Origin of the sequence: Streptomyces olivaceus (assembly GCF_000721235.1) — a bacterium.
GTDB classification, from domain to species: domain Bacteria; phylum Actinomycetota; class Actinomycetes; order Streptomycetales; family Streptomycetaceae; genus Streptomyces; species Streptomyces olivaceus.
The window spans coordinates 78275-102918 of record NZ_JOFH01000025.1; the positions used below are offsets into that span (position 1 = coordinate 78275).

Here is a 24644-nt window from a genome sequence, read left to right on the forward strand (position 1 = left end):
GTCACCCGCCGTGCGCCGCCCGTCGCTCACCGCTGGCCGGCGACCAGGTCCCGGAACCAGCCGTACGACGCCTTCGGCGTGCGCTCCAGCGTCGTGAAGTCCACGTGGACCAGCCCGAAGCGCCGGCCGTACCCCTCGGCCCACTCGAAGTTGTCCAGGAGCGACCACACGAAGTAGCCGCGCACGTCCACGCCCGCCTCGACCGCCCGGTGCAGGGCACGCACGTGACCGTCGTGGTAGGCGATGCGGTCCCGGTCGTCGAGGCCCTCGTACGCGCAGCCGTTCTCCGTGACGACGACCGGCGGGAGCCGGTCCCCGTAGCGGTCGCGGAAGCCGGTGAGCAACTCCGTCAGCCCCTCCGGGACCACCGGCCAGCCGAAGTCCGTCAGCGGCCTGCCCTCGATCGCGCGCACCGAGAAGGGCAGTTCGGCCGGGAGCGTCACGCCGCCGAACTCGATCTCCGCGCCCTGCGGGGCACCCACCCGCGCCGGCGCGTAGTAGTTCATTCCGTACCAGTCCAGCGGCTCGGAGATGATCTCCAGGTCGGCCTCGACCCCTCCGGCGGAGCCCGGCATCAGCTCACCGAGACCCTCCGGATACCGCCCGGTCAGGACCGGGTCGGCGAACAAGCGGTTCAGCAGGAGGTCGTAGAAGTCCGCCGCCTCCCGGTCGGCCGGTGCGTCAGAGGCGGGCCAGGTCGGACCGTGGGAGTTGGCGATGCCGACGTCCGTCGCGCCCGCCGCGCGCAGCGCCCGTACCGCCAGACCGTGCGCGAGCAACTGGTGGTGGGCGGCCGGCAGGGCGTCGAACAGCAGCGTGCGGCCGGGCGCGTGGGTGCCCAGGGCGTGGCCCAGCAGGGTGTGCTCGGCGGGTTCGTTCAACGTGATCCACTTGCCGACCCGGTCGCCGAGCCGCTCCGCGACCACCGACACGTACTCGGCGAACCGGGCCGCCGTGTCCCGCTCCAGCCAGTCCAGGCCAACCGGCAGGTCCCAGTGGAAGAGCGTCGGCACGGGCCGCACGCCCGCCGCGCACACCTCGTCCACCAGGCGGTCGTAGAAGTCGAGGCCGCCGGGGGAGTCCACCCGGGGCCAGGAGACCGAGAAGCGGTACGCGTCCACGCCGAGGCCGGCGAGCAGCGCCACGTCCTCGCGGTAGCGGTGGTAGTGGTCGCAGGCCACCGCGGCCGTCGAGCCGTCCCTCACCCGCCCGGGCTCGGCGGTGAAGACGTCCCACACGGACGGGGCCCGCAGCCCGGCCGCGCCCTCGATCTGGTGCGCCGAGGTCGACACGCCCCACAGGAAGCCGTCCGGGAACCGCGGCATCGCGTCAGTCGCCATGCGCGGATCATCCGCACCCCCGGTGAAGGAAGTCAACGCCCGTGCACTCGACCGGCGTTGCTCCTCTCCGAGCTGCCTCTCCCTCTCACGCCCTCCCTCTCTCACACCCTCCCCGTTACGCCCCCTCCTTCAGTACCCGGGAGATCAGCGCGCGCTGCTCGTCCGTCAGCCGGGGGTCGGCGGCGTACACCGTCCTCCCGTCCACCGTGATCTGGTAGCTGAACCCGTCCGGCACCCCGACCGGCGGCGTGGTCCGGCCGTCGGCGACCGCCCGCTCGGCCAGCGCGAGCCACTCGGCCGCGTCCGGGCGTCCCGAGGTGTCGACCTCCGCGTGGCGTTCGATGCCCGCGAAGCCTCCTGTGCGCCTCACCTGAATTCGCATGGACCCGTGTCTAGTACGGAACTACGCCGTGCGCACCCCGACCTGCTCCCAGGCCTTGTCCACCGCCTCCAGCTCCGCCGCGTCGCCGAAGCGCTCCCGCGCAGCCTTCGAGGTCAGCTTGGCGAAGTCCGTGAACGACGCGTCCTGGGCCAGCTCGCCGCCGGTCAGCACGTCGTACCAGATCAGCCCGGCCCGTTCCCAGGCGTTTCCGCCCAGCTCGGTGGCGAGCAGGTAGAAGGCGTGGTTGGGGATGCCGGAGTTGATGTGGACGCCGCCGTTGTCCCGGCCGGTGCGCACGTAGTCGTCCATCGTCGCGGGCTGCGGGTCCTTGCCGAGCACGTCGTCGTCGTACGCCGTGCCCGGTGCCTTCATGGAGCGCAGGGCCGTGCCCGTCACGTCCGGACCGAGCAGTTCGGCGCCGATCAGCCAGTCGGCCTCGGCGGCGCTCTGCCCCTGCGCGTACTGCCGGACGAGGGTGCCGAAGACGTCGGACACCGACTCGTTGAGGGCGCCGGGCTGGCCGTAGTAGGTCAGGTTGGCGGTGTGCTGGGTGACGCCGTGGGTCAGCTCGTGGCCGATGACGTCCAGGGAGTTGGTGAAGTCGAGGAAGACCTCGCCGTCGCCGTCGCCGAAGACCATCTGCTCGCCGTTCCAGAACGCGTTGTTGTACTCGCGGTCGTAGTGCACGGTCGCGTCCAGCGGCAGGCCGGCGCCGTCGATGGAGTCGCGCCCGTACACCTTGAGGTAGTGCTCGAAGGTGGCGCCCAGTCCCGCGCAGGCGCGGTTCACGGTGGCGTCCTGGCCGGGCTCCTCGCCCTCGCCGCGCACCTTGGTGCCGGGCAGGTCGGTGCCGCCCCTGGCGTCGTAGACCGTGCGGTGCGGCTTGCCGGGCTCGGCGCCGGCGCGCGCGGCGACGGCCGGAGCGCCGGCGACCGTCGTCAGGCCGCGGCGGGTGCGCTCGGCGGCGTCGCGCTGGATGGTGCGGCGGGCGCGGTCGGCGCGGACGGGGTCCGCGTTCCGGGCGAGTTTGTCGAGGACGTGCGGCGGCACGATGGTGCAGAAGACGGGCTCGAAGCCCCCGAGAGTCGTCATGCCTCCACGATTGCACTGCGTGATCGGACTGTCACTACTTGCAACCATGATGAGGGAATTGCGGTTCACGGGTCTGTCCTCCGGTCGCCCGCCAGTGGTATGGAGCACGTTTTGCCCGGGTTGTGCCTCCGGTCCCGCATACTGGGACGGACCCGCGTGACCCGCGTGACTCGGCTAGGGTGCTGAGCACCATGCGATTCGGGCTGCTTCTCCTTAGCTGCCGCGGCGAGGGCCTGTAGAGGCCGACTCCCTCCCCGCGGAGCTTGGTGGTGCCGTCGGCCGTCCTTCCGGACACGCGGACGTCGCGGACACCACTGTCACCGGCTGACGCCGCGGACATCACGAGGAGCCCACGCCATCATGGCCAACCGCCAGCAGCCCAGCCCCATGCCGATCGCCAAGTACCGCGGCTACGAGCAGGTCGACATCCCCGACCGCACCTGGCCCCAGCAGCGGATCACCACCGCACCCCGCTGGCTCTCCACCGACCTGCGCGACGGCAACCAGGCCCTGATCGACCCCATGTCGCCCGTCCGCAAGCGCGCCATGTTCGATCTGCTGGTCACGATGGGCTACAAGGAGATCGAGGTCGGCTTCCCGGCCTCCGGCCAGACCGACTTCGACTTCGTACGCTCCATCATCGAGGACCCGGACGCCATCCCGGACGACGTCACGATCTCCGTGCTGACCCAGGGCCGCGAGGACCTGATCGAGCGCACGGTGGAGTCCCTGAAGGGCGCCAGGCGGGCCACCGTCCACCTGTACAACGCCACCGCCCCGGTCTTCCGCCGGGTCGTCTTCCGCGGCTCCAAGGACGACATCAAGCAGATCGCCGTCGACGGCACCCGGCTGGTCATGGAGTACGCCGAGAAGCTGCTGGGCCCCGAGACGGAGTTCGGCTACCAGTACTCGCCGGAGATCTTCACCGACACCGAGCTGGACTTCGCCCTGGAGGTCTGCGAGGCGGTGATGGACACCTACCAGCCCGGTCCCGGCCGCGAGATCATCCTCAACCTGCCCGCCACCGTGGAGCGTTCGACGCCGTCCACGCACGCCGACCGCTTCGAGTGGATGGGCCGCAACCTGTCCCGCCGCGAGCACGTCTGCCTGTCCGTCCACCCGCACAACGACCGCGGTACGGCGGTGGCCGCGGCCGAGCTGGCGCTGATGGCCGGCGCCGACCGCATCGAGGGCTGCCTGTTCGGGCAGGGCGAGCGGACCGGCAACGTCGACCTGGTCACCCTGGGCATGAACCTGTTCTCCCAGGGCGTCGACCCGCAGATCGACTTCTCCGGCATCGACGAGATCCGTCGCACGTGGGAGTACTGCAACCAGATGGACGTCCACCCGCGCCACCCGTACGTGGGCGACCTGGTCTACACGTCCTTCTCCGGCTCCCACCAGGACGCCATCAAGAAGGGCTTCGACGCGATGGAGGCCGACGCGGCCGCCAAGGGCGTCACCGTCGACGACATCGAGTGGGCCGTCCCGTACCTGCCGATCGACCCGAAGGACGTCGGCCGCTCCTACGAGGCCGTCATCCGCGTCAACTCGCAGTCCGGCAAGGGCGGCATCGCGTACGTCCTGAAGAACGACCACAGCCTGGACCTGCCGCGCCGGATGCAGATCGAGTTCTCGAAGACCATCCAGGCCAAGACGGACGCCGAGGGCGGCGAGATCACGCCGGCCGCGATCTGGGACGTCTTCCAGGACGAGTACCTGCCCAACCCGGACAACCCCTGGGGCCGCATCCAGGTGGCCAACGGGCAGTCCACCACCGACCGCGACGGCGTCGACACCCTCACCGTCGAGGCGACGGTCGACGGCGGGGAGACCACCCTGGTCGGCTCCGGCAACGGACCGATCTCGGCGTTCTTCCACGCGCTGCAGGGCGTCGGCATCGACGTACGGCTGCTGGACTACCAGGAGCACACGATGAGCGAGGGCGCCTCCGCGCAGGCCGCCTCCTACATCGAGTGCGCCATCGGCGACAAGGTTCTGTGGGGCATCGGAATCGACGCGAACACCACGCGCGCCTCGCTGAAGGCGGTCGTCTCCGCCGTCAACCGCGCAACTCGCTGACCAGCCGAATCGGCGGTTTGAGGTCCCGCTCGCCGGAAAATGGCGGGTGGGACCCCGTCATATACCGGCCATATATCCGTGATGGTCACGGAAAGGTCTCGTCCTGGGTACTGACTCCGCATGGGTGATGTGGCTAACATCACGCCAGCGCGACGATGCTGTCGCGCCGTTACGGAGGTGGGACGTGCTGCCTGGACGGGGACGATACGGCCGAGTTGCCCGGCTGCCGAGCATCCTGGGCACCCGTACCGCGTGGACGCCCGTGGGCGACGGCGAGTTCTTCTGCCCCGGCTGCGGCGGCGACCGCAACTACGCGCGGCTCACCGGCCGCAGGCGGTTCACCGTGCTCGGCGTGCCCGTGCTGTCGCGCGGCGAGTCGGCGCCGACCGTCGAGTGTGCGGCCTGCCGCCGCCACTACGGCACGGATGTCCTCGACCACCCGACCACCACCCGCTTCTCCGCGATGCTCCGCGACGCCGTCCACACCGTCGCCCTCGCGGTTCTGACGGCCGGCGGCACCTGCTCCCGCACGTCCCTGGAGACGGCGACGGTCGCGGTGCGCGCGGCCGGCTTCGAGGACTGCACCGAGGACCAGCTGGACGCGCTCGTCGAGGCGCTGGAGGCGGACACCGGCCGGGTCCGTGGCGAACCGTGCGTGCCCGGCCTGGCGATAGAGCTGCACGAGGCGCTGGACCCGCTGGCCCCGCACCTCGCCGCCGCGGGCCGTGAGTCGATCCTGCTCCAGGGTGCCCGCATCGCCCTGGCCGACGGCCCCTACACACCGGCCGAGCGGGACGCCCTGGCCACCGTCGGCGCGGCCCTGACCATCTGCTCCGACGACGTCACCCGGCTCCTGGAGTCGGCCGGCACGCCGTCCTAGCGCCTGCGGGAGGCGACTGCCCGTGCCCGGCTCGCGGGTTTCCGGGCGGGTGGTCGGGTCATAAGCTCCCGGGCAGGTCGAGGCGCATGATCTGGCGGTGCATGCCCGGACCGAAGTAGTCCGGACGCAGACCCCCGTCGGGCTCCTCCGGGCGGAAGCCCAGGGAGCGGTAGAGGAAGATGGCGGCGAGATTGGCGGGCTCCACCGTGAGGCGGACCACCTGGATGCCGTCCCGGCGCAACCGGGCCAGCACCTCCCGCATCAACTCCCGGCCCAGCCCGTGGCGGCGCCGGTCCGGCGTCACGCACAGGCCGAGCACCCAGCTGTCCGCGCCGAGCGTGCGGGTGGCGGCCAGCACGTATCCGCGCAGCCGGCCCGTGCCGTCGTCGAGGACCAGGAAGTGCTCCTCGTACATGTCGAAGAGCTGGCGGAGCAGGAATCCGGGATAGGCGAAGTCCTGGAAGACCTCCTCGTCCAGCCGCCGCAGTTCCGGCAGGTCCGACTCCCTTGCCGGGCGCAGGTCCAGTGGCTGGTCGTCCGGTGGGGAGTCGAGGTGCGTGAGCTGGTCGTGGTGGTCGAGGGAACGTTCCAGCGGTTCGGCGGTCATGCAACCCCCTGGTCGGACGGCGTCAATCACGGGCACCCCGGCCGCCCACCCGAAGGAGTGAGGACTCATGTGGCGGCCAGTGTCTGCTTCTGGCTAGAGTGAGCGTCCAACTTGGCTCATGCAAGGGCGAGTTAGGGTGTGCGACCATGCGCCCGACGTGCGCCGGGCGGATGAGGATGGCGGATTCCCCCGCTGTTGTGAAGTCGCGTTGTCACTTACCGTGAACAGTGCTGGGGATTTGTCCAAATTCGAATGGAACGTGGCAAGGTGACTATGGATCGCAACGCCGACGCGCCTTGGTCGAAGTTCGATCCAGAGGTGTACGTCGACGACAACTACCGGACGCCGCTCGAAGTCGACCTGCTGATCGTCCGGTTGATGCGTGACTACTTCACCCGCTGCTTCGACGGAGCCGCCCCGCGCTCGGTGCGCGGCGTCGACGTCGGCGCCGGTGCGAACCTGTACCCGGCCCTGTCCATGCTGCCCTGGTGCGAGAAGCTGCTCCTGCTGGAGTTCGCCCCGCCGAACGTCGAGTACCTGGAGAAGCAGGTCTCCCCGGCGGGGTACGACATCGCCTGGGACCCCTTCTGGGACGTGCTGCGCGAGGCGCCCGCCTACGGCGCCGTCGACCGGCCCAGGGACCGGATCGGCGAGGTCACCCGCGTGGAGCAGGGCAGCCTCTTCGACCTGGAGGGCGGCACCCGGCGCTGGGACCTGGGGACCATGTTCTTCGTCGCCGACTCCATGTCCGAGGCGCCCGAGGAGTTCCACCGCGGCGTGCGCTGCTTCATGGGCGCGCTCGCCGGGGGAGCGCCGTTCGCCGCCGCCTTCATGAAGGAGTCCGTCGGGTACCGCGTCGGCGACCACGACTACCCGGCCTACCGGGTCAACGAGGCGACGGTCGCACAGAGCCTGGAACCCTTCACCGGGGAGCTGGAGATCCACGACCTGCACCACTCGGTGCGGCCGGGGCACGAGGGCATGCTCCTCGCCCTGGGCCGGCGCAATACGGAGGTTGCCGCCCCCTAGGAACGGGGACATGCACAACGGGGAATGCACTACGGGGACACCGCCCTGCACGGGGCGACGGGATCTGTACGAGGGGTGCGGGGATGCAGATCAAGCCACGCCAGCACCTGCTGGACATCTGGCAGGCCATGGCCCGTCATTCGTTCGACGACGGCAAGCTCGTCCGGGGGGACACCGACGGGCTGAGCAGCGTCGCCGACGCCGAACGCCTGCTCTGCATCCTCTATCCGGCCACCGAGGTGCCCGCCTTCCGCCTCGACCAGCCCGACACCACCGAACGCGACGTCCTGCGCGCTCTCGAACGGGTCGGCAGCAGGCTGGAGATCCCGCCCAACCTGATCGCCGCGCTGACCCAGTTCATGCGCACCCACACCGGCACGGACGACAGCCCCACCTTCTCCGGCGGCCACTACTTCCGCCCCGCCGAACCCGACGGCACGGTCAGTCACGAACAGCGCCAGCTCGGCGTCGTCGACTCCTACTCCATGTCCGTCACCCTGTGCCTGGCCACCCTCGGATTCCTCAAGGTCTACGAGGGCACCACGACCCGCCCCGAGGTCCTGAAGGCCGTCGCCGAACTGCGGGAGGCCACCAACGCCCGGCTGACCGCCGCGATGATCAGCCTGCTGCGCTCCTTCACCGTGAACGTCTTCGACGCCGAGTCCGAGCAGGGCAAGCGGCTCATCCAGGTCATCGGCCAGGGCGGGCAGTCCGACCGCATCGTCCTCCAGCAGTTCTCCCGCCGGCTGCGCCCGCTGCGCGCCACCATCATCGAGAGCCTCTCCCGGGGCATCCAGGTCGACGAGGGCATCCGCGACGAGAGCCAGCTCTTCGAGTGCGGCTGGGCCTGGGGCATCGTCAAGGACGCCCCGGAGATCACCGACCTCAGCGTCGCGGTCCCCGGCCAGCCCGACGGCATCGCCGACCGGCTGCCCTACGTGTACTTCACCGTCACCGCCCTCGACGGCATCCAGGACCTGTTCTCCGACCGCACCCTCACCCTCGGCCTGCTCGACGCCGACCAGCAGAAGCTCGCCGAGATGCTGCGGCTGCGCTGGGAGCTGAGCCAGCAGTACTGGTCCGCGGTCGCCCGCTTCGGCGCCGACCGCTGGCCCCTGGAGGACCTGCCCTGGCAGACCACCGGTCTGCGCCTGGAGTCCGAGTACTTCTCGCTGACCGTCGCCGCCATCCTCGTGCACGACCTGGTCCGCCGGAAGGCGACCGACGACGACCTCACCCGCACCGTCGCCATCATGGAGCGCCTCGCCGACCGGGGCAGGGTCACCAGCCGCATGACCAGGAGAGACACGACCCTCCGGCTGCACACCCCCGGCGTCACCATGCCGCTCGCCGGGTCCGAGCGGGCCGGCGGCCAACTCCTGTGGCGGATGACCGACTTCTCCGCCCAGCTCCTCAAACGCATCATCCAGCTCGCCGAGCTCTCCCGGAACATCGGCGCCCAGGACCGGCTGCTGCGCCTCGCCGAGCAGTCCTTCGAGCACCTGTGGAAACGGCGCATCGACGAGGACGAGGGCGCCGGCCTCTGGGACAACATCCAGGCCGTCTACCCGGACGCGAAGAACGTCGGGAACCGCCTGTCCTGGAGCATCACCGAGCGCGTCACCGAATGCCTCGTCGCCGCCCGCATCCTCTACGAACAGCAGCCCATCCGCAGCCCCGAACTGGCCGAGCTGGCCCGGGAGCTGCTCAGTGAGGCCACCCACCTGTTCGGCAAGGAGCAGCTGGAGGCGTCGGCCGCCGCCGACGGGAGCAGAGCCCGGGCCATGCGGAGCATCGAGAGCCGCCTCGACCACGCCCGCAACCTGGTCGACGACCGGCCCGCGACCGCGTTCGCACTGGCCCTGCCCGTGCTCCAGGAACTCGACACCCTGGCCCAGGCCAGGGGCGCCGCCTCCCAGGAGGTGTGACGGTGCTGGTCTTCGCCGCCTCCGACAAAGGAGGCACCGGGCGCTCGGTGACCAGCGCCAACCTGGCCTACCAGCGCGCCCTCACCGGTGACCACGTGGCCTACGTCGACTTCGACTTCGGCTCGCCCACCGCCGCCGCCGTCTTCGACGTGCCCGGCGCCATGCGCGGCGCCAAGGAACACGGCCTCCACTCCTACCTGGAGGGCGAGACCGCCGAACCGGTCCGGATCGACGTCTGGCGGCAGACCGAGCACCCCCTGCTGCGCACCCGCCCCAACCAGTCCGGCCGCCTGGTGCTCTTCCCCGGCGACATCGGCGGCGGGGAGTTCGCCACCGGCGAGGAGGCGCTGGAGCGCTGCGTCGACCTGCTGCTGAGGCTCAACTCCGAGTTCGACGTGATCTTCGTCGACCTCAGCGCCGGCCGCAGCTACGCCGTCGACATGGTCCTCGCCGCCACCGCGCACCCCCGGATGCGCGCCCTGCCCTTCCGCTGGCTGGTCTTCCACCGCTGGACGCGCCAGCACGTGATCGCCGCCTCCGGACTCGTCCACGCCGAGCACGGCATCCTCCGCGGGGGCGTCGAACGCGGCCACGACGAGGACGCCCTGCGCGCCGCGATCCGCTTCGTCCGGGCCGCCGTCCCCGACCCGGAGGCGCCCTCGGGGCCCCAGGTCTCGTCCGCCCAGGCCACCTGGATGCAGGCCTGCGACGAGGCGCTGCGCCGGCTCGCCGCCGATCACCGCATCGGCGACAGCGTCGTCCTCGGCATCGTGCCGCTGGAGCCCATCCTCCAGTGGCAGGAGCAGCTGATCACCGAGGAAGACGTCCTCTCCACCCAGATAGCCAACAAGGAGACCCTGGAGGCGCTGGAGGAGATCGCCCGGCGCCTGACGGACGACACCCACTGGGGGCGGCTGTGACGGAGTCCGTGTTCCGCGAGACCGCCGCCGAGCCCCGCACCCAGTCGGTGCCGCTGGCCCACCTCTCCGTGGAGCTGGGCCACCTCTACATGGAGGACTTCGAGGCCGGTCCCGAGCGCCTGCGCGCCCACTTCGCCGAAGTACGCCCCTGGGTGGAGGCGGCCCGCACCGCCGCCACCGTCCGGGCCGGCGGCAAGCGGGCCCGGGTCAGCACCTGCTTCCTCGTCGACGACTACTTCACCCGCTTCTCCACGCCGGCCGAGGTCGTCCCGATGCTCCTCGCGGAGGCCGAGCGGGCCGGACTGGGCATCGACTACCTGGCCCGCGAGTCCGGCTGCGCCGTCACCGGCAAGGTCCCCGTCGCCGAGGCGGTGGCCGCCCGCATCGTCGAGTCCCCGCCGCCCGGCAGCCACGGGTTACGCCCGCCCGCCGCCCAGACCGGCTGGCTCGCCAACGGCGAACGCAGCCCCGTCCCCCGCGCCCCGCAGGCCATGAAGCGGGCCGTCCCCTGGCAGCCCCCGCACGAGACCGCGGCCCGCCGCCACTCCGTCTTCCTCGACGTCGAACTCTGGAACGACGACGCCGACGGGCAGCGCACCTGGTCCTGCCCCTTCCTCGCCGCCGTCTGGCAGCTCGCCCGCCTCGGGCTCCTGCGCAACGAGGGCGAGGCCGTCCTCACCCCGCAGCCGCACACCCCCGGCACGGGTTTCCCCGACCGGTGGGACGACCTGCCCACCCTGCTGAAGCTGAACGACCGCGCCGACCCCTTCGCCGCCTACCGCACCTGCTCCGTCCTGCCCACCCGGTTCCTTCCCGTCGAGCACGCGGTCCGCGTCATCCTCGACCAGATCGAGGTCGACCCGGGAGCGCTGGCCCAGGTCGCCGACCGCTCGGGCAAGGAGCGCACAGCCGTCCCGGCCTCGGTCGCCGACCGCCTCTCCTACGTGTACTACGCGGGGCTCTGACATGGCGCCGCGGCAGAGCACCCCGCGCGCCGTCCTCGCCTGCGGCGAGGTCCGCACCACCCTGCTGCCCGCCCGGCAGGCCCTCGACATCCGCTCCGCCGCCGGGCTCCTCGCCCTGCGCGCCGACGAACGCGTCCTGCTCTCCGAACGCCCCGGCCTCTACGCGCGTTCCCCCGCCACCCTCACCGGCGTCGACTGCCCGCTGCCCAGCGCCAACGGCGCCCGGATCCGCGCCGTCGGCACCGTCACCGCCCACGCCGCGCTCACCGAGGGCCGCGTCCTGCAGACCTCCGCCCACTGCAGCCTGCCCGCCACCGGCCCCGACCAGCGCCGCCCCTGGGGCGAGTACCTGGTACGCCCCGGAGTCGTCGAACCGCTCGGCAAGCTCCCCCACGAGGCCGTCGCCCGGGGCGTCCTCGACGGACCCCGCCGCGGCGACCTGGACGTCGGCCTGATCGCCGACGGACTGCTCACCCGGCTGCTGCGCCACCCCCTGCTCGACCAGCGCGCGCCCTTCCGCTCCCGCCCCACCCGGCTGCGCTGGGCGGCCCTGCCCGCGGCCCCGGGCGAGGGCCCCTCGCTGGAACGGTTCACGCTCGCCGAGGACGAACTGCGCACCGTGCGCCTGCGCGTGCCCGAGGACACCGCCGCCACCGACCTCGCCACCCTCTGCGACGACCTCGCGCTGCACGACTGGCTGCTGACCACCGTCGTCCGCATGCTCGACGGCGTCCGCCTGGGCGCCACCGCCGCCGAGGACCCCGGGGCCGCCGTCCGGGCCCTGCGCCCGGCCGTCGACCACCTGCTCCACCTGTGGATGCCGGGCGCCCGGGTCAGCCGCGAACTGGCCCCGCTGTGGGCCCCGCTGGAGGAGCGCCCCGGCTTCACCCGGCAGTGGCAGGCCATGGTGCAGCGCATCCGCGACCAGCTCACCCTGCACACCGTCCAAGCAGTCCACCGGGAGGCGGAACCGGCTCCCTGACCGAGCCGCCGCCCGACACGCACATCCCCGCACCGCACCCCGACCCGACGCACATCCCAACGGGGGGAGAAGCGAGATGAGCACGGCACAGTCATCCCGACCCGACGACGACACACCCCGCACACCCGGCCCGGTCGACCTGAAGGGGGAGTCCCCCTGGGCGCGCATGCTCCTGGTCGCCCTGGTCGTCGGCGCCCTCTTCTGGAGCGTGACGGCGCTGCTGAGCCCGGACGACGGCACGCTGCGGCAGTTCGTGTCCGCCGTGCTCTGCGCCGGCGCCGCGGTGGCCGTCCAGTACGTCCTGGGCCTGGCCCCGCGGGACCAGGCGCGGCTGGACGACGTACGGCTCGACCACGCGCGCCTGGAGGAGCACACCCGCAGCGTCGAGGAGCACACCCGCCGGGTGGAGAGCGTCCTGGCCGAGCACACCACCGCCGTACGCGACGGCCTGACGCGGCACGACGATGAGCTGAAGACCGGCCTGACCCGGCACACCGAGGACGTCAAGCAGCTGGTCGAGACGCATGTCACCCAGGCCGACCAGCACACGGCCGAGTCCGCCGGGGCACGCCTCGACCCGGTCCGCATCGACCGGCTGCCGGACCTGGCGGTGGGCTTCGCCGACGTCCTGCTGCCGAGCCCGTCCATCCTGCACACCTTCGTGCACCTGGAGATGTCCCGGGTGATAGGTCACATGGCGGACCTCACCAACCTGAGCGCCGAGTGCCCCGGCGAGAACCACGACTGGATGCTCACCCTGACCCGCGCCGCCGAGCAGTCCATCCTCGCCACCAGCACCTCCGTCGACCGGGAGTTCTGGAGCAGCGAGCCCGCCGGCCGCTACCTCGACGCCCAGCAGGCCGCCATCGACGAACAGGGCGTCACGGTGCGCCGCCTGTTCCTCCTGGAGAGCGCCCGCGAACTCGACGACCGGCTGCTGCGCCTCTGCGAGGAGCAGGAGTTACGCCGCATCGACGTACGCGCCGCCGTCCTGCCCGAACTGCCCCCGCACCTCCAGCGCGGCACCACCAACGACTTCATCCTCTACGACGAGGAGGTGTCGTTCGAGATCGAGCAGGACCTGCGCGACGTCAACGTCCGCACCCGGCTCACCGCCCGCCAGGACTACGTGCGCGACCGGCTGAAGCGCTTCAGGGAACTCTGGGACGCGGGCATGGGCCTGCGCGAACTGGAGGTCCGGGTCGACGACGAGGAGGACGGCAACTGGATGGTGGACCGGGCCTGACCCCTGCCCCCTGACCGTCGGCGCGCCGGCGTAGAGCAGGAATCGCGGCCGTTCGCAGCGTATGCCCTGGCGGCAGGGGCTTCAGTGGCAGGAGACGTCCGCGTCCGGCCGCTGCCCGGTCGCCAGGAACCGGGAGACCGTGGCGTCGCCGCAGGCGTTGCCGTTGGCCAGGTAGGCGTCGTGGCCGGTGGAGTCGACGGTCACCATGACGGCGCGCCGGCCGAGGGCTTCCCGCAGCTTCCGGGCGCCGTTGAGCGGAGTGGCGACGTCCCGCCTGTTCTGCACCAGCAGCACGTTGGACGGCCCCCGGTCCGTGATCCGCACCGGCGCCTCGCGCGGCGGGTACGGCCAGGCGGCGCACAGCATCGCGTTGCGCGGCATGCCCGCCGTGAGGGGGTACGCGGCGCGGCTCTCCGCGACGTCCTCGCGGTACTCGGCGGCCGTACGGGGCATGGCGACGTCGTTGCACAGCACGCCCGCCCCGACCGCGGTGACGTTCTGCAGCACCTCCTCCGGCGGCGCCTCGGGCGCGGGCGGCACCGTGCCCCGCAGGGCGGCCCGCATCAGCTTCGCGAGCGCCGGGAAGTCGTCGGGGGAGTAGAGGCTGTCCAGCATGGTCTGGCGCAGCACGTTGCCGTTCAGCTCCTCCGGGTTGGCTCCCGGCCACGGGATCGGCTCCCGGTCGAGCCGTGCCGCCAGCCGCAGGAACAGCGGCCGCACGTCGGCCGCCCGGCGTGCGACGCGGTCGGGGTTGCCGGGCTCCGAGGCCCAGGCGGCGAACTCCGGGAAGACGTCCTCCACACCCTGCTCGTGCCCCGCCAGCCAGGCCCGCGCCACGCGTGTGTGGTCCGGGTCGTCGTTGCTGTCCAGCACGATCCGGTCGGTGCGCCGCGGGAACAACTGGGCGTACACGGCCCCGACGTACGTCCCGTACGACACGCCCCACGCGGAGATCTTCTCCTCGCCCAGTGCGGCCCGGAGCCGGTCGATGTCCCGGGCCTCGTTGGCGGTACCGAGGTGCCGGATCAGCTCACCGCCGTTGGCGGCACAGGCGTCGGCCATGCGCCGGGCGGTGTCGAGGTTTCCGTCGATCGAACCGTCCGGCGCGGGCCAGGGGCGGACCTTGGAGGTGGCGAGATCGCCGTACTCAAGGCCGCAGTCGACGGGGGTGGACGGGGCGAGCCCGCGCGGCGCGAACCCGATGAGGTCGTGGGTGTCGCGGACCTGCTGGGGGAGCTTCTGCCCCTTCCCCGAGGGGTCGCCCAGACTCGACCCGCCCGGCCCGCCGGGGATCAGCAGCAGGGCCCCGCGCCGGGCGCCGGGCTTCTCGCTCCGGATGCGCGAGACGGCCATCTCGATGAGGGGGCCGCCGGGATCGGCGTAGTCCATGGGGACTTCGAGGGTGGCGCACTCCTGCCGGGGGTCGAGGCCGGCCCCTTCGCAGGCGGACCAGGTGAGCGGGCCGGGCGTACTCGGCTCCGCTGCTGAGGCGGTCGCGGTCACCGGCGCGGTGATGCCGAGGAGGGCGGTGGACACGCCGACGACGGCGGCGTTGCGGACGGTTCTGCTTCGCTTGCGTTGCGTCATGCGAAGAGTCTTGTGGAGTGCCGGGGGCCGCCCCATCCGGGCAACGGCCGGATGCCTACGGGGGTTTGCCCCAGTGCGCCGTGTCAGGCAGGGGCGTTGGTTGGCGGCGTGGGTCGACGGAACGCCCGCTGGAGGAGTGGCCGTGGGGCCGCCCGCTTCTTTGCCAGTGTCGTGCTTCCGCGACCCGCGTCAAGGGCGCTGCGCGTCGGCTGCGCCGATGGCCCTCCGGGCCACCCTTGACCCGGCCCGCTCCAGCCCGGGTGAGAAGCGTGCGGGCGGCCCGGGGAAAACGGGGGCCCAGCCGCGCCGGTCCCTTACGCCGGTTCCCCAGCCCCCGGCGCCAGGGCCGCGCGCCCGCGCCTCGCATGCACGCCGCCACGGCTCAGCGGCTGACGGCCGGTGAGGGGGGCCGGTGAGTGGGGAGGGTGCGGGTGGTCGGGGTGCGGGTGAGGGGTGGGGAGGGTGATTGGACACTTTGGCCCACCCACTCAGCAGCCACCCTTGGAAGCTAAGGGCTCTCTCGTCTCGGGGGGCGGGCCAAAGTGTCCAATCACCGCCCACGCCCACCGCTTACGGCCCGCCCACGCCCACCGCCCACCGCCTACGGTCCGTCGACCGTCCACGGTTCATCGTCTCGCGCGCGGGTGCTTCGTGGCCCTTGGACCCGACCTCATCCGGGGTGCGGTCGCCGAGACGACCCGGCGTGCCCCCACCGAAGCCGATGCGCGTCCCGCGCCATCTACCGCCCGTCAGTCGCTGAGCCGTGGCGGCGTGCATGCGAGGCGCGAGTGCGTCCGTCGGCGCCGGGGGCGGAGTAGCGGGCGGATGCTCGCGAGCCCCGGTCGGCCACCCGTCTTTCCGGGCCGTCCGCGCGCTTCTTCCCCGTGCTGGAGCGAGCCGAGTCAAGGGTGGCCCGGAGGGCCATCGCCGAAGGCGACGCGCAGCGCCCTTTACTCGGATCGCGGAAGCACGACCCTGGCAGGGAAGCGGGCGGCCCCAACGGTGCGTACGAACTCCGTCCAGGCCAACGCCCCGACGACGACCACCGGTCCACCGGTCACTTTGCTGTCCCGGACGGGTACGACACCGGGGACTCCGTCGGTGACTTCGAGGCAGTTGCCTCCGTCGCCGTTGCTGTACGTGCTTTTGCGCCAGCGGGCGTCGCTCAGGTCGTACTCATGCATCGTCTGAAGTCCTCAGCCGCCGATCGGATCAGGGCGAGGGACGCCTCCGGCGACAGTGCGGCGCCCCTGATCAGATCGTAGGCTCGGCGCGCACGCTGCACCACTGCCGGATCGTCCAGCAGGCTCCCCGAAAACGACGTTTCTGTATAGGCGGTCGGTGGAGCGTCCTCGAACTCCATGAGCCGCAGCGACCCGCTGTTGGCAGGCGCGCCTGCCGCGAACGGGAACACCTGCAACAGCACTTTCCGTTCGCGGGCCAGCGTGGCCATGTGCTCCAGCGCTTCAGCCGTCACGGCAGCGTTGCCGACAGGCACGCGGAGCACCGTCTCGTGCACCACTACCCAATACACGGGCCGTGTAGCGTCCGCGAGGATCCTTGACCGCTCCACGCGTGCCGTGACCCTGTCCCCAACGAACTCATCTGTTGCGAACGGATGCGTGGCAAGGGTAAGAGCCCTCGCATAGGCAGGTGTCTGTACGAGCCCTGGCACCACGGTCGGTTCGAAGTCGTAGACCGCCGTAGCGAGCCGTTCCAGCTCCACCACCCCCGCGAAGTAATCCGCATACCGGGGATCGTCAATCAGCTTGCGGCACAACCGCTCGAAAATACCGTCGGTTTGCAGTGCGTCGTCGATCCGTTGGGCCACATCCAACTGTGGCTTGCGAATTGCCTGTTCGAACTGGCCGATGTAGCCCCCGGACACGAAAACCCGTGAGCCCAGCTCTACTTGGGTGATTCCGGCGTCCTCCCGTCGCCGTTTTAGTTCAGTTCCGAAGAACTCCCACGCCGCTTGCCGTGAACCATTGGCCATAACCAACCCCCCATGCACTGACCCGCACTTGTAGTGCACGTACTCCTGCCGAGTGTAGACACGGAGCGGCATTCTGGGGACACGAAGAGTGAAACCGTAAAGAGAAGGGAACACGGTGGGAGCACGACACTCGGCGCTCTGCGTCGAAGGAGCGGAGGACACGGTGAAAGAATTGCGCGCGGCGCTCACGGAGGCAGGAATTACTCTGCCCTCACTCGGTCTCGACCCGGTGAGTCTTGCGCGGGAGGCCCCCTGCCCACTCGTCGAATTGGGGCGGTGTTCCGTGGAGACCGCACAGCGACTCGCGGCGGCGCTGCGATGATGACGACGCCGCCCGTCGGGACGTACGCCGTGGACACCCGCAGCGGACGTGTGGGCGTCGTCATAGGGCACGAGGGGCCGTACGTGCAGATGCGGCCGTACGGCGGCGGGCGGGAGTGGGACGCCGAGCCGGGTGCCGTACGCCACGCCACCCTGGCCGAGCGGCTCAGCGCGGCGACGGCGTACGCGAACGCGCGGAGCCGGGGCGAGGTGCCCTGAGGCATGCGCGAGAATGGGCGGCATGAGTCTGTTCCGCGACGACGGCATCGTGCTGCGCACCCAGAAGCTGGGTGAGGCGGACCGGATCATCACGCTGCTCACGCGCGGTCACGGGCGGGTACGCGCCGTGGCGCGCGGGGTGCGGCGCACGAAGTCGAAGTTCGGGGCCCGGCTGGAGCCGTTCTCCCACGTGGACGTGCAGTTCTTCTCGAAGGGCAGCGAGCTGGTCGGGCGCCGCCTGCCGCTGTGCACGCAGAGCGAGACGATCGCGCCGTACGGCGGCGGGATCGTGACGGACTACGCCCGGTACACGTCGGGCACCGCCATGCTGGAGACGGCCGAGCGGTTCACGGACCACGAGGGCGAGCCGGCGGTGCAGCAGTACCTGCTCCTGGTCGGCGGGCTGCGCACCCTCGCCCGGGGCGAGCACGCGCCGAATCTCGTCCTGGACGCGTTCCTGCTGCGTTCCCTCGCCGTCAACGGCTACGCGCCGACCTTCGGGGACTGCGCGAAGTGCGGCATGCCCGGTCCGAACCGGTTCTTCTCGGTCGGGTCGGGCGGCTCCGTGTGCGGGGACTGCCGGGTGCCCGGCAGCGTCGTACCCTCGCCGCAGGCCCTGGAACTGCTCGGGGCGCTGCTCACGGGAGACTGGGGCACGGCGGACGCGTGCGAGTCGCGGTACGTGCGGGAGGGCAGCGGGCTGGTGTCCGCGTACCTGCACTGGCACCTGGAGCGCGGTCTGCGTTCCCTGCGGTACGTCGAGAAGTCGTAGCAGTACGAGTAGCAGCACGAGTAGCAGCAACACGAGCCGTAGTAGAGAACGAGGAGACGAGAGAGACATGGCCGTACGCGGGATTCTGGGGCGGCAGCGCCGGGAGTACAGGACGCCGGAGCCGCACCCGTCCGGCGCGCGGCCCCCGTCCCTCGGCGAGCTGGTGCCGCAGCACGTGGCGATCGTCATGGACGGCAACGGGCGCTGGGCCAAGGAGCGCGGGCTGCCGCGGACCGAGGGGCACAAGGTCGGGGCCGAGCAGGTCATGGACGTCCTGCAGGGCGCGATCGAGATGGGCGTCGGCAACATCTCCCTGTACGCCTTCTCCACCGAGAACTGGAAGCGCTCCCCGGAGGAGGTGCGCTTCCTGATGAACTTCAACCGCGACTTCATCCGCAAGTCCCGTGACACCCTCGACCAGCTCGGGGTGCGGGTGCGCTGGGCGGGGCGGATGCCCAGGCTGTGGAAGTCGGTGGCCAAGGAGCTGCAGGTCGCGCAGGAGCAGACCAAGGAGAACGACCGGCTCACGCTGTACTTCTGCATGAACTACGGCGGGCGGGCCGAGATCGCCGACGCGGCGCAGGCCCTCGCCGAGGACGTGCGGGCCGGGAAGCTCGACCCGTCGAAGGTGAACGAGAAGACGCTCGCGAAGTACCTGTACTACCCGGACATGCCGGACGTGGACGTGTTCCTGCGGCCGAGCGGGGAGCAGCGGACGTCGAACTACCTGCTCTGGCAGAGCGCGTACGCCGAGATGGTCTTCCAGGACGTGCTGTGGCCGGACTTCGACCGGCGCGACCTGTGGCGCGCGTGCCTGGAGTTCGCCTCCCGCGACCGCCGTTTCGGCGGCGCCATCCCGAACGAGGAGCTGCTCGCCATGGAGGGCCGCACCGAGTAGTCCGGCGGACGAGGGGGGCCGACGAGGAGGCTCGACGAGGGGGCCCGGGGCCCGGGATTCGGTCCCGGCCCCGGCGCGGTCAGCCGGCGGAGGCGCTCGCGCAGTCCGCGCAGGTGCCGAAGACCTCTACCGTGTGCGCCACGTTGACGTAGCCGTGCTCGGCGGCGATGGCCTCGGCCCACTTCTCGACGGCGGGGCCCTCGACCTCGACCGCCTTGCCGCAGGTGCGGCAGACCAGGTGGTGGTGATGGTCGCCGGTGGAGCAGCGGCGGTAGACGGACTCGCCGTCGGCGGTGCGCAGGACGTCGACCTCGCCCGCGTCGGCGAGGGACTGCAGGGTGCGGTAGACCGTGGTGAGCCCGACCGAGTCGCCCTTGTGCTTGAGCATGTCGTGGAGTTCCTGTGCGCTGCGGAACTCCTCGGCCTCCTGGAGAGCCGCCGACACGGCGGCCCGCTGCCGGGTGCTGCGGCCCTTCACGGGCGGTCCAGCGGTGGTCACTGGATTCCTCCTCACGTCTACGCGGCTTGCCGGGCCATTGTGCCAGCCCGGTTCGCCCGCGGTCAGACGCCGACCTCGTCCCGGGGCTCCCGGGCGGTCGGAATCTTGCATTCCGCCGGATCGGAGGCGTGCTCCGCCGCGGCGAGTGCCCGCGCGCGTCGGCGGGCCAGCGGTGTCGCCAGCAGCGACAGCAGGATGAACGCGCCGATGGTGAGCAGCACGATCGTCGCGCCGGGCGGCACGTCCTGGTAGTACGACGTCACCGTGCCGCCGAGCGTCACGCCGACGCCGATCGCGACGGAGATCGCGAAGGTGGCGGCGAAGCTGCGGCTGAGCTGCTGCGCGGCGGCCACCGGGACGACCATCAGCGCCGACACGAGCAGCAGTCCGACGACGCGCATCGCGACCGTCACGGTGACCGCCGCCGTGACGGCCGTCAGCAGGTTCAGCACCCGCACCGGCAGGCCGGTGACCCGGGCGAACTCCTCGTCCTGGCTGACCGCGAACAACTGGCGGCGCAGGCCCACGGTGACCAGGACCACGAAGGCGGCCAGCACGCAGATCGCGGTGACGTCGGACTCGGAGACCGTCGAGAGGGAGCCGAAGAGGTACGAGGTGAGGTTGGCGTTGGAGCCGCCCGGCGCGAGGTTGATGAACATCACGCCGCCGGCCATGCCGCCGTAGAAGAGCATCGCGAGGGCGATGTCGCCGCGCGTCTTGCCGTACCAGCGGATCAGCTCCATGAGGACCGCGCCGAGCACGGAGACCAGGGTCGCCATCCACACCGGGGACCAGGAGAGCAGGAAGCCGAGGCCGACGCCGGTCATCGCCACGTGGCCGATGCCGTCGCCCATGAGGGCCTGGCGGCGCTGGACCAGGTAGATGCCGATCGCCGGGGCGGTGATGCCGACCAGGACGGCGGCGAGCAGGGCCCGCTGCATGAAGGCGTAGTTCAGGATTTCCATGGGGGCCTTCTCAGCTCAGCAGTCCGGTGCGGACCGGTTCGGCGTCCGCGGGCGCGTGCGGGTGCACGTGGTCGTGGCCGGGCAGCGCGTGCTGGCCGACCGCCTTCGGCGGCGGGCCGTCGTGCAGGACGCAGCCGTCGCGGAGCACCACGGCCCGGTCGATCAGCGGCTCCAGGGGGCCCAGCTCGTGCAGGACGAGCAGGACGGTGGTGCCGGCCGCGACCTGCTCGCGCAGGGTGTCGGCCAGTACCTTCTGGCTGGCCAGGTCGACGCCCGCCATCGGCTCGTCCATGATCAGCAGTTCGGGTACGGAGGCGAGCGCGCGGGCGATCAGCACCCGCTGGTGCTGCCCGCCGGAGAGGGCGTTCACGGAGTCCTTGGCGCGGTCCGCCATGCCGACCAGGCCGAGGGCGCGGCGCACGGCCTCGTGGTCCGCCTTGCGCAGCACGCCGAAGCGGGCCCGGGACAGGCGCCCGGAGGAGACGACCTCGGTCACCGTGGCGGGGACGCCGCCCGCGGCCGTGGTGCGCTGCGGGACGTAGCCCAGGCGCGACCAGTCGCGGAAGCGGCGCCGCGGGGTGCCGAACAGCTCGATCTCGCCGTCCGTCACCGGCACCTGGCCGATGACGGTGCGCACGGCCGTGGACTTGCCGGAGCCGTTGGCGCCGAGCAGCGCGACGACCTCGCCGCGCCGCACGGTGAGGTCGATGCCGCGCAGGACGGGGCGTGAGCCCAGTTCGGCGCGGACGCCGCGCAGGGATATGACGGACTCGTCGCTCACGAGGTCCCTCCGTAACGGTCGTGCTGCCTGACCGTCGTACTGCTTGACGGTCGTGCTGCTTACTTGGCGCCTAGGGCGGTCTCCAGCGCCTTGAGGTTGGACTCCATGACCGCGAGGTAGTCGTCGCCCTTGGACTTGTCGGTGATGCCTTCGAGCGGGTCCAGGACGTCCGTCTTCAGGCCCGCGTCCTTGGCGAGGGTCTTCGCGGTCTTGTCGGAGACCAGTGTCTCGTAGAAGACGGTGGTGACGCCGTCGGCCTTGGCCTCGGTCTGGAGCTCCTTGATCCGGGCGGGGCTGGGCTCGCTCTCCGGGTCGAGGCCGTTGATGGCCTCCTGGGTGAGCCCGTAGCGCTCGGCGAGGTAGCCGAAGGCGGCGTGGTTGGTGAAGAAGACCTTGGTGTCGGTGCTCTTCAGGCCGTCCTTGTACGCCGTGTCCAGACCGCCCAGCTTCTTCGCCAGCGCGTCGGCGTTCTTGCGGTAGTCGTCCGCGTGGTCGGGGTCGGCCTTCTCGAAGGACTTGGCGACGCCCTCGGCGATCTCGGCGAACTTCACCGGGTCCAGCCAGACGTGCGGGTCGAGGGCGTGCTCGCCCTCCTCGGCGTGCTCCTCCTCGGCGTGCGCGTCCTCTTCGGCGTGCTCGCCTTCTGCGTGCTCCTCGCCGCCGTGGTCGTGGTCGTGCTCCACGTTGCCGTGGTCCTCGAGCTTGGTCAGGCCGGCCGCGTCGATCTTGGTCTTCACGTCGGACTGGGCGACGGCCTCGTCCACGGCGGGCTGGAGGGACTTCAGGTAGAGCACCGCGTCCGCCTCGCCCATCTGCGCGGTCTGCTTGGCGCTCAGCTCCAGGTCGTGCGGCTCCTGGCCGGGCTCGGTGAGCGAGGTGACGTTCACGTGGTCCCCGCCGATCTGCTCGGCGAGATACTGCATGGGGTAGAACGACGCGACGACGTCGAACTTGTCCGTGTTGCCCGCTGCCGAACTGTCGCTGGAGCAGGCGGAGAGGGTGCCGAGGCCGATCGCGGTGGCCGCGGTGACTGCTATGCCGGATATGCGGCGTCGTCGTACGTTCATGACACCCATTTTCAACAAATATGGAAACCGTTGTCAACAATCGCGGGTGTGACGTGAACGGCCCGGGAGCGGCTCCGGGGCGGCCCCCCGATTTGGCTGTGGGGTCACCCACGCCGGTAACCTGAAGCATTCTCTGGAAGCAACTCGCTTCGTCGCCCGTCGTCGTAATGAAGAGAGCACCGTGGCCGCCGACAAGATCGACACCATCGTCAGCCTGAGCAAGCGCCGTGGCTTCGTATTCCCCTGCAGTGAGATCTACGGCGGTCAGCGCGCCGCCTGGGACTACGGCCCGCTGGGTGTCGAGCTCAAGGAGAACCTGAAGCGCCAGTGGTGGCGCTACATGGTCACCTCGCGCGAGGACGTCGTCGGTCTCGACTCCTCCGTGATCCTGGCCCCCGAGGTCTGGGTGGCCTCCGGTCACGTCGCCACCTTCACGGACCCGCTGACCGAGTGCACCTCCTGCCACAAGCGGTTCCGCGCGGACCACCTGGAGGAGGCGTACGAGGAGAAGAAGGGCCGCGCCCCCGAGAACGGCCTCGCCGACCTCAACTGCCCCAACTGCGGCAACAAGGGCACCTTTACCGAGCCGAAGTCCTTCTCCGGCCTGCTCTCCACCCACCTCGGCCCGACCCAGGACAGCGGCTCCGTCGCCTACCTGCGGCCCGAGACCGCGCAGGGCATCTTCACCAACTTCGCCCAGGTGCAGACCACTTCGCGCCGCAAGCCGCCGTTCGGCATCGCGCAGATGGGCAAGTCCTTCCGCAACGAGATCACGCCCGGCAACTTCATCTTCCGCACCCGCGAGTTCGAGCAGATGGAGATGGAGTTCTTCGTCAAGCCGGGCGAGGACGAGAAGTGGCAGGAGTACTGGATGGAGCAGCGCTGGAACTGGTACACCGGCCTGGGTCTCCGTGAGGAGAACATGCGCTGGTACGAGCACCCGGCGGAGAAGCTCTCCCACTACTCCAAGCGCACCGCGGACATCGAGTACCGCTTCTCGTTCGGCGGCAGCGAGTGGGGCGAGCTGGAGGGTGTCGCCAACCGGACCGACTACGACCTCTCCTCGCACGCCAAGGCCTCCGGCCAGGACCTCTCCTACTTCGACCAGGAGGCCGGCGAGCGCTGGACGCCGTACGTCATCGAGCCGGCGGCCGGTGTCGGGCGCGCGATGCTCGCCTTCCTGCTCGACGCGTACATCGAGGACGAGGCGCCGAACGCCAAGGGCAAGCTGGAGAAGCGCACGGTGCTGCGGCTCGACCACCGCCTCGCGCCGGTGAAGGTCGCGGTGCTGCCGCTGTCCCGCAACCCCGAGCTGTCGCCGAAGGCGAAGGGGCTCGCGCAGGCGCTGCGGCAGAACTGGAACATCGACTTCGACGACGCCGGTGCGATCGGGCGACGGTACCGGCGCCAGGACGAGATCGGTACGCCGTTCTGCGTCACGGTCGACTTCGACACCCTTGAGGACAACGCGGTGACCGTGCGGGAGCGGGACACCATGAAGCAGGAGCGGGTGTCGCTGGACCAGATCGAGGGGTACCTCGCCTCCCGGCTGGTGGGGTGCTGATCTGCTGATCGCTTCTTCTCGCTGAGGTACCAGGGGGCGCTGCCCCCTGGACCCCCGGGCCCACGCCCACCCACCGCCCGACTCGGTCGGGTGAGGGGTGGGCGTTCGGCGTTTCACGGGGCCTGCGGACGCCTCCCGAGGTGCGGAAACCCACCGCTTTGCGGAAGGTGATATCCCCAGGGTTTCCACGCACGGACAGGGCGAGGACGAACAGTCATGGCTGAGCAGAAGTCGGCGCAGACGCTCCCGAGGCCGTTGCACGCGGCCGCCTCCGCGTTGCGGAAGGTGCCGGGCGCCGGGACGGTCGGCAGGGCCGCCGAGGGCGCGTTGGACAGGATCGGGGCGGTGTCGCCGCGCGGGCGGCGCGTGCTCGTCTACACGGGGGCCGGGGTGCTGGGGGTCGCCGGGCTGGTGGAGTGGCCCGTCGCGGCCACCGGAGCGGCAGTGGCCTGGCTGACGCAGCCTCGGGGGCAGGGGCAGGGGCAGGGGCAGGGGCAGGGGCAGGAAGAGGGAGAGGGGCAG

General features: G+C 71.1%; 24 protein-coding genes and 1 pseudogene. 14 read left to right on the forward strand and 11 right to left on the reverse strand.

All coding sequences use genetic code 11. From position 1 onward, the window contains the following. Positions 1-26 precede the first annotated feature (26 nt). The 3 genes from IG94_RS0126100 to IG94_RS0126110 form a co-directional block, all read right to left on the reverse strand. The gene (locus IG94_RS0126100; RefSeq protein WP_031041986.1) at positions 27-1340 is read right to left on the reverse strand and encodes a GH1 family beta-glucosidase; all 1314 of its coding nucleotides are present in this window, start codon (positions 1338-1340) and stop codon (positions 27-29) included. Between the two features lie 115 nt (positions 1341-1455). Continuing rightward, positions 1456-1722: a protealysin inhibitor emfourin gene (locus IG94_RS0126105; protein ID WP_031041990.1), complete on the reverse strand. Its 267-nt coding sequence runs from the start codon at positions 1720-1722 to the stop codon at positions 1456-1458. A 21-nt stretch (positions 1723-1743) separates the two neighbouring features. Beyond that, positions 1744-2814, reverse strand: a complete 1071-nt coding sequence (locus IG94_RS0126110) for a M4 family metallopeptidase (RefSeq protein ID WP_031041993.1) — start codon at positions 2812-2814, stop codon at positions 1744-1746. Between the two features lie 360 nt (positions 2815-3174). Here IG94_RS0126110 and leuA point away from each other — a divergent pair, with 360 nt between their 5' ends. Together leuA and IG94_RS0126120 are read left to right on the forward strand one after the other, a co-directional pair. Continuing rightward, positions 3175-4896, forward strand: a complete 1722-nt coding sequence (leuA, locus tag IG94_RS0126115) for a 2-isopropylmalate synthase (RefSeq protein ID WP_031041996.1) — start codon at positions 3175-3177, stop codon at positions 4894-4896. Between the two features lie 184 nt (positions 4897-5080). Next, a complete protein-coding gene (locus tag IG94_RS0126120; protein ID WP_031041999.1) occupies positions 5081-5776 on the forward strand; it encodes a TerB family tellurite resistance protein in 696 nt (231 codons plus the stop codon). Between the two features lie 58 nt (positions 5777-5834). On the opposite strand, the gene IG94_RS0126125 is transcribed toward IG94_RS0126120, so the two are convergent. Further along, positions 5835-6383 carry a GNAT family N-acetyltransferase gene (locus IG94_RS0126125; protein WP_031042002.1) on the reverse strand — a complete coding sequence of 183 codons (549 nt, stop codon included), beginning with the start codon at positions 6381-6383 and terminating at the stop codon, positions 5835-5837. Between the two features lie 252 nt (positions 6384-6635). Here IG94_RS0126125 and IG94_RS0126130 point away from each other — a divergent pair, with 252 nt between their 5' ends. The 6 genes from IG94_RS0126130 to IG94_RS0126155 all read left to right on the forward strand — a co-directional run bounded on the left by IG94_RS0126130 (position 6636) and on the right by IG94_RS0126155 (position 13453). Further along, positions 6636-7412 carry an SCO2525 family SAM-dependent methyltransferase gene (locus IG94_RS0126130; RefSeq protein ID WP_031042006.1) on the forward strand — a complete coding sequence of 259 codons (777 nt, stop codon included), beginning with the start codon at positions 6636-6638 and terminating at the stop codon, positions 7410-7412. A gap of 83 nt (positions 7413-7495) precedes the next feature. After that, positions 7496-9340 carry an SCO2524 family protein gene (locus IG94_RS0126135; protein WP_031042009.1) on the forward strand — a complete coding sequence of 615 codons (1845 nt, stop codon included), beginning with the start codon at positions 7496-7498 and terminating at the stop codon, positions 9338-9340. A gap of 2 nt (positions 9341-9342) precedes the next feature. After that, positions 9343-10260 carry an SCO2523 family variant P-loop protein gene (locus IG94_RS0126140; RefSeq protein ID WP_031042012.1) on the forward strand — a complete coding sequence of 306 codons (918 nt, stop codon included), beginning with the start codon at positions 9343-9345 and terminating at the stop codon, positions 10258-10260. After that, the gene (locus IG94_RS0126145; RefSeq protein WP_031042016.1) at positions 10257-11225 is read left to right on the forward strand and encodes an SCO2522 family protein; all 969 of its coding nucleotides are present in this window, start codon (positions 10257-10259) and stop codon (positions 11223-11225) included. The genes IG94_RS0126140 and IG94_RS0126145 overlap by 4 nt, the downstream gene beginning before the upstream one ends. A gap of 1 nt (position 11226) precedes the next feature. Then, positions 11227-12207, forward strand: a complete 981-nt coding sequence (locus IG94_RS0126150) for an SCO2521 family protein (protein WP_031042021.1) — start codon at positions 11227-11229, stop codon at positions 12205-12207. A 76-nt stretch (positions 12208-12283) separates the two neighbouring features. After that, positions 12284-13453 carry a hypothetical protein gene (locus IG94_RS0126155; RefSeq protein WP_031042024.1) on the forward strand — a complete coding sequence of 390 codons (1170 nt, stop codon included), beginning with the start codon at positions 12284-12286 and terminating at the stop codon, positions 13451-13453. 81 nt (positions 13454-13534) lie between these two features. Here IG94_RS0126155 and IG94_RS0126160 read toward each other — a convergent pair whose 3' ends face one another. The 3 genes from IG94_RS0126160 to IG94_RS0126170 all read right to left on the reverse strand — a co-directional run bounded on the left by IG94_RS0126160 (position 13535) and on the right by IG94_RS0126170 (position 17036). Continuing rightward, entirely contained in the window at positions 13535-15040 is a 1506-nt protein-coding gene (locus tag IG94_RS0126160) for an alpha/beta hydrolase (RefSeq protein ID WP_031042039.1), read from the reverse strand. Between the two features lie 950 nt (positions 15041-15990). Beyond that, entirely contained in the window at positions 15991-16224 is a 234-nt protein-coding gene (locus IG94_RS0126165) for a DUF397 domain-containing protein (protein WP_031042042.1), read from the reverse strand. Further along, positions 16206-17036 carry a helix-turn-helix domain-containing protein gene (locus tag IG94_RS0126170; protein ID WP_031042044.1) on the reverse strand — a complete coding sequence of 277 codons (831 nt, stop codon included), beginning with the start codon at positions 17034-17036 and terminating at the stop codon, positions 16206-16208. Before IG94_RS0126170 ends, IG94_RS0126165 begins: the two co-directional genes overlap by 19 nt. Positions 17037-17151: 115 nt before the next feature. Here IG94_RS0126170 and IG94_RS43665 point away from each other — a divergent pair, with 115 nt between their 5' ends. The 4 genes from IG94_RS43665 to IG94_RS0126185 all read left to right on the forward strand — a co-directional run bounded on the left by IG94_RS43665 (position 17152) and on the right by IG94_RS0126185 (position 19246). Next, entirely contained in the window at positions 17152-17358 is a 207-nt protein-coding gene (locus tag IG94_RS43665; RefSeq protein ID WP_078535860.1) for a hypothetical protein, read from the forward strand. Continuing rightward, positions 17355-17576, forward strand: coding sequence for a hypothetical protein (locus tag IG94_RS0126175; RefSeq protein ID WP_031042046.1), 222 nt, complete (start codon positions 17355-17357; stop codon positions 17574-17576). Before IG94_RS43665 ends, IG94_RS0126175 begins: the two co-directional genes overlap by 4 nt. Before the next feature lie 22 nt (positions 17577-17598). Continuing rightward, positions 17599-18348 (forward strand): DNA repair protein RecO, encoded by a 750-nt coding sequence (recO, locus tag IG94_RS0126180; RefSeq protein ID WP_031042048.1) that lies wholly within the window; start codon positions 17599-17601, stop codon positions 18346-18348. A 67-nt stretch (positions 18349-18415) separates the two neighbouring features. Then, a complete protein-coding gene (locus IG94_RS0126185; RefSeq protein ID WP_031042050.1) occupies positions 18416-19246 on the forward strand; it encodes an isoprenyl transferase in 831 nt (276 codons plus the stop codon). 79 nt (positions 19247-19325) lie between these two features. Here IG94_RS0126185 and IG94_RS0126190 read toward each other — a convergent pair whose 3' ends face one another. The 4 genes from IG94_RS0126190 to IG94_RS0126205 form a co-directional block, all read right to left on the reverse strand. Continuing rightward, positions 19326-19745, reverse strand: coding sequence for a Fur family transcriptional regulator (locus IG94_RS0126190; protein ID WP_031042053.1), 420 nt, complete (start codon positions 19743-19745; stop codon positions 19326-19328). Positions 19746-19807: 62 nt separating this feature from the next. Next, entirely contained in the window at positions 19808-20710 is a 903-nt protein-coding gene (locus IG94_RS0126195; protein WP_031042057.1) for a metal ABC transporter permease, read from the reverse strand. Between the two features lie 10 nt (positions 20711-20720). Next, complete coding sequence (locus IG94_RS0126200; RefSeq protein WP_031042060.1) at positions 20721-21491, reverse strand: metal ABC transporter ATP-binding protein; 771 nt, start codon at positions 21489-21491, stop codon at positions 20721-20723. A gap of 59 nt (positions 21492-21550) precedes the next feature. Further along, entirely contained in the window at positions 21551-22558 is a 1008-nt protein-coding gene (locus IG94_RS0126205) for a zinc ABC transporter substrate-binding protein (RefSeq protein ID WP_031042062.1), read from the reverse strand. 181 nt (positions 22559-22739) lie between these two features. On the opposite strand from IG94_RS0126205, the gene IG94_RS0126210 reads away from it, so the two are divergent. Both IG94_RS0126210 and IG94_RS42940 read left to right on the forward strand, forming a co-directional pair. Beyond that, positions 22740-24122: a glycine--tRNA ligase gene (locus tag IG94_RS0126210; protein WP_031042066.1), complete on the forward strand. Its 1383-nt coding sequence runs from the start codon at positions 22740-22742 to the stop codon at positions 24120-24122. Positions 24123-24338: 216 nt separating this feature from the next. After that, a pseudogene (locus IG94_RS42940) lies at positions 24339-24644 on the forward strand (hypothetical protein); the annotation flags it as partial.